The following is a 4,151-nucleotide window of genomic DNA, read 5'->3' on the forward strand; positions in this document are numbered from 1 at the left end:
GTCGCGGAACCGCTCGACGGGCCCTTCGCCACCGCCGCCCGGTCCGCGGCGGCCGAGGCAGGCGTCACGGTCGTCCTCGGCATGTTCCGCCCCGCCGACGTCGTCGAGCGCGACGGCAAGGAACTCCGGCGCGTGCACAACACGCTGCTGGCGACGGGGCCCGACGTCGACGCCCATTACGACAAGATCAGGCTTTTCGACGCCTTCGGTTTCCGCGAATCCGACACCGTCGCCCCGGGCTCCGATCTGGTCGTCATCGACGTGCCGGTGGGGTCCGCCGAGGTCCGCCGCACCGTCCGCGTCGGCTTGGCGACGTGCTTCGACATCCGTTTCCCGGAGCAGTTCGTTGAGCTGGCGCAGCGCGGCGCCGAGGTCATCGTCCTGCCGGCGTCGTGGAACGACGGCCCGGGCAAGGTGCGCCAGTGGGAGGCGCTCGTCGCCGCCCGCGCGCTGGACTCGACGTGCTTCATCGCCGCCGTCGACGCCGCCCGCCCCGGCGGCCCCGCGAAGGCCGGCAAGCCGGAGGGGCCCGTCGGCGTGGGCCACTCGATCCTGTCCAGCCCGGACGGCGACGTCATCGCCAAGGCCGGGTTCGCCCCGCAGCTGCTCATCGCGGACATCGACCTCGACGAGGTCGAGCGCATCCGCAAGTCCATCCCGGTGCTGGAAATCCGGAAGTAGCCGCTGGCTCCATCCAAACCACCCCGACCACGACGAACGCCCCGCACCGGAAGAACCGGTGCGGGGCGTCACTCGTCTGACGCGGCGCGCTTTACAGCGAGGCCTCGTAGATGCCCTTCACGGAATCGGCCATGGTGGCGTCGAACTCCTCGTCGGACTGCTGGGCCGACAGGCCCTCGGACAGCGCGCGGGAGAAGGAAGCGATCATGCCGGGCTGGCGGGAGAGGCGCTCGTTGGCCTCCTCGCGCGGGTAGCCACCGGAAAGGGCCACGACGCGCATGCACTTGGGGTGCTCGACCAGCGGGGTGTAGAAGCCATCCTCGGAGGGGATGGTCACCTTGATCATGACCTGCTCACCCTCGGGGAGGGCGTCCAGGTGCTTGATCAGCTCGTCGCGCAGGATGGCCTCGGCCTCGGCCTTGTCGGCGGCGTTGATGTCCACCTCGGGCTCGACGATCGGGACCAGGCCATGCGACAGGACCTGCTTGGCGAACTCGAACTGCTGCTCGACGTTCTCCTTGATGCCGGCCTCATTCGCCTCCGCGACGAAGGAACGCATCTTCGTGCCGAAGATGCCCTTGGCCACGCCACGCTCCAGGAGCTCGTCCAGGCCCGGGCACGGCTTCATCAGCTGCACGCCGTTGGCCTTGTCGGCCAGGCCCTTGTCGGTCTTCAGGAACGGGACGATGCCCTTCTTCTCCCACAGGTACTGCGCGGTGGGCATGCCGTCGATCTCGCGGTCCATGGTCTGCTCGAACAGGATCGCGCCGATGATGTGATCGGAGTTGAACGACGGGGACTTGATGATGCGCGTGCGCATCTCGTGGACCAGACCAAACATCTCGTCCTCGTTGGTCCACTGATCCTCGGTGACGCCGTACAGGCCGAGCGCCTTCGGGGTGGATCCACCGGACTGGTCGAGGGCGGCGATGAAGCCCTTGCCCTCGGTCATCTGCTTGGCCTGCTCCGGGTTAATGGCGTTCATGCGTGTCCTTTCGTCGGGAAGGGTGTTCGCTCCAAGCCTAGCCAAGGTCGGCCGGACCCGCTCCCCGTCATGCGGTGGTCTTGGCCACGGGGTCGTGGTGAATGAACCGGGGGTCGGCGCCCGCCCCGATCAGCCGCTCCCGCGTCGCGTCGATCATTTCCCCGCGACCCGCGATGAGCACGGTCTTTCCGGCCAATTCGCCGCCTCGATGCATTCGCGCCGCAACGTCCGCGGCCACCCCCAACCTGGGCATCGGCGCGGCGGGGTGTGCGCTGAACGGTCCCGGATTGGTCAGCGGTGCGTCGTTTCGCTTTTCGACGGCCGTGGTCACCGTCAGATTCGGCAGGTTCCGCGCAAGCTCGATCACCGTCCGGAGGTCGTACAGTTCGCCCGGTGTGCGGGCTCCCCAGATGAGGTGGATCGGCGGCGGTGTCGGCAGATCGGCGGCCTCCATGATCAGCGCCCGCAGGGGAGCGAGGCCGGTGCCGCCGGCGACCATGACCAGTTCCCGCGGCGCGGGTTCGGGGAGGTGGTGGCGACCGGTCGGCGGGGCGTCGTCAAGCGGAATGCGGTACCCGTCCAGGACCTGGCCGAGACTGCCGCGCGGGGTGCCGAAGGTCCACTCGTCGCCGGGGCGCGAGGCGACGACGAGCGGGCGCGACTCGGCGCCGCCGTCGACGATGCGGACGTGAAACTCCAGCAGCCCCTCCGGATTCGGCGGCAGGGCGGGGGAGTAGTCGCGCCAGATGCCCGGCGCCAGCGGCGAGCGGATGGGGATGTGCTGGCCGACGGTGAACGGGATCGGCTCGGGGCAGTGGACGCGGATGACGGCGATGTCGCGCGTGCGGCGCTGGACCTCCAGGACGCGGCCGGTGAACGTGGCGGGGCCGTCGGTGCGGGCATGGCGCTCGGGGGTGTCATGCCTGGGTCGGCGAGTGTGTTCCATGGTGTGCCAGATTTTCACGGCAACCTTGGGTGAGGATGAGAAAGGCCCGGGAAGACGTGGTTCATTGCCTGATTCGACACCCTCAGTGTGACGCGAATCACGATAATTGACAGGGTTGAGTGGAACAGACTCAACCCTGTGGCCGTTGCATGGTGTGAATGGCTACGATTGCGGACGATTCCGAAGTGGAGTTGAGCGCAACCGACTCATATATTGAAGACCCCACGAAAGGACAAGGACCATGTCGTTCACCCCGACCACCAAGACGAACGAGGCCCTGCAGGCGGCGCTGAAGTCCGCGTCCGCCGCGGGCAACCCCGACATCCGCCCCGGCCACCTGCTGGTGGCTCTGCTGGAGCAGGAGGACGGCATTGCCGCGCCGCTGCTCACCGCCGCGGGCGTTGAGCCGAAGGGCGTGCTGGCGCGGGCCCGCGAGCTCGTCGCGGGCTACCCAACCGCGCAGGGTTCCAACATGGCGAATCCGCAGTTCAACCGCGACGCGCTCAACGCGCTGACCGCGGCTGAGGAGCTCGCGGGCGAGCTCGGCGACGAGTACGTCTCCGCCGAGATCCTGCTCATCGGCATCGCGACCGGGCAGTCGGAGGCCGCGAAGTCGCTGCAGTCCGCCGGTGCGACGCCGGAGGCGCTGAAGGGCGCGCTGACGTCGGTGCGCGGCAACCGCCGCGTGACCACGGAGGACCCGGAGGAGCAGTACCAGGCGCTGGAGAAGTACGCCACGGACCTGACCGCCCGTGCCCGCGAGGGCAAGATCGACCCGGTCATCGGCCGTGACCAGGAGATCCGCCGCGTGGTGCAGGTGCTGTCGCGCCGCACGAAGAACAACCCGGTGCTCATCGGCGAGCCCGGCGTCGGAAAGACCGCGATCGTGGAGGGCCTGGCCCGCCGCATCGTCGCCGGCGACGTGCCGGAGTCGCTGAAGGGCAAGACCCTGATGAGCCTCGACCTGGGTTCGATGGTCGCCGGCGCGAAGTACCGCGGCGAGTTCGAGGAGCGCCTGAAGGCGGTGCTCGACGAGATCAAGGAATCCGACGGGCAGATCGTCACGTTCATCGACGAGATCCACACCATCGTCGGCGCCGGCGCGACCGGCGACGGATCGATGGACGCCGGCAACATGATCAAGCCGATGCTCGCCCGCGGAGAGCTGCGCCTGGTCGGTGCGACGACGCTGGACGAGTACCGCAAGTACATCGAAAAGGATGCGGCGCTGGAGCGCCGTTTCCAGCAGGTCTTCGTCGGCGAGCCGTCGGTGGAGGACACCATCGGCATCCTGCGCGGCCTGAAGGAGCGGTACGAGGTGCACCATGGCGTGCGCATCACCGACTCCGCGCTGGTCGCCGCAGCGACGCTGTCGGACCGCTACATCACGTCGCGGTTCCTGCCGGACAAGGCCATCGACCTGGTCGATGAGGCCGCGTCGCGCCTGCGCATGGAGATCGACTCCTCCCCGGAGGAGATCGATTCCGCCGAGCGCATCGTCCGTCGCCTGGAGATCGAGGAAATGGCGTTGGAGAAGGA

4 protein-coding genes are annotated in these 4,151 nt (G+C 68.5%); 2 read left to right on the forward strand and 2 right to left on the reverse strand.

The features are described 5' to 3' along the window. A partial coding sequence (locus tag GX015_RS02540; RefSeq protein WP_291342549.1) for a nitrilase-related carbon-nitrogen hydrolase occupies positions 1–681 on the forward strand: 681 nt, incomplete at its 5' end. Positions 682–772: 91 nt separating this feature from the next. On the opposite strand, the gene GX015_RS02545 is transcribed toward GX015_RS02540, so the two are convergent. Continuing rightward, the gene (locus tag GX015_RS02545) at positions 773–1,666 is read right to left on the reverse strand and encodes a fructose bisphosphate aldolase (RefSeq protein WP_291342551.1); all 894 of its coding nucleotides are present in this window, start codon (positions 1,664–1,666) and stop codon (positions 773–775) included. A 67-nt stretch (positions 1,667–1,733) separates the two neighbouring features. Further along, complete coding sequence (locus GX015_RS02550) at positions 1,734–2,612, reverse strand: FAD-binding oxidoreductase (protein WP_291342553.1); 879 nt, start codon at positions 2,610–2,612, stop codon at positions 1,734–1,736. Between the two features lie 241 nt (positions 2,613–2,853). Here GX015_RS02550 and GX015_RS02555 point away from each other — a divergent pair. Next, positions 2,854–4,151, forward strand: a 1,298-nt coding sequence (locus GX015_RS02555; protein ID WP_291342554.1) for a Clp protease N-terminal domain-containing protein, incomplete at its 3' end; no start/stop codon positions are given.

The sequence above is a fragment of the Corynebacterium sp. genome, from assembly GCF_012837295.1.
In the GTDB taxonomy this organism is placed as follows: domain Bacteria; phylum Actinomycetota; class Actinomycetes; order Mycobacteriales; family Mycobacteriaceae; genus Corynebacterium.